This is a genomic window from Microbulbifer sp. 2205BS26-8, assembly GCF_030731025.1.
Lineage (GTDB): Bacteria > Pseudomonadota > Gammaproteobacteria > Pseudomonadales > Cellvibrionaceae > Microbulbifer > Microbulbifer spongiae.
The window spans coordinates 1-486 of sequence record NZ_JAVAMR010000186.1 but is presented as its reverse complement, the minus strand read 5'-3'; the positions used below and the strand labels follow the sequence as shown (position 1 = coordinate 486).

General features: G+C 53.1%; 1 protein-coding gene. It reads left to right on the top strand.

The window, feature by feature from the left end; genetic code table 11:
* Positions 1-310, top strand: a 310-nt coding sequence (locus Q5Y71_RS17190; protein ID WP_306043291.1) for a transposase, incomplete at its 5' end; no start/stop codon positions are given.
* Between the last annotated feature and the right edge of the window lie 176 nt (positions 311-486).

The following is a 486-nucleotide window of genomic DNA, read 5'->3' as shown; positions in this document are numbered from 1 at the left end:
AGACATGGAAAACCGCATCAAGGATCAGCAACTGGATCTGTTTGCAGGCCGCACATCTTGCCACCACTGGTGGCCGAATCAGTGGCGGTTACTGCTCTCGGCGCTGGCCTGGATACTGTTCGAAGCGTTGCGAGAACAGCTCAAGAATACGCTGCTGGCAAAAGCGTCCGTTGGCACCTTACGCAATCGCTTGATCAAAGTCGCGGCCGTGGTGATTAAAAACACACGGCGTCTGCGGTTCCTGTTACCGACGTCCATGCCAGACAGAGAAATCTTCTACACGACAGCGGCGCGACTGGTGCCTACGTAGGAGAAAAAGTGCTGCTCCGGCACGGGATAAAGAATGGGGTAAGGGAGAAGTTGCGTCCGGTAAAGGCGAAGAAGATCAAGTTGTGATCGAATGGATCAGTTTTTATCCTTCGAACGCGACTCTCCGAGTAGCAGAAGAAAATCCTGTGCTCTCTTCGGGCTCATGAAATATCCGGG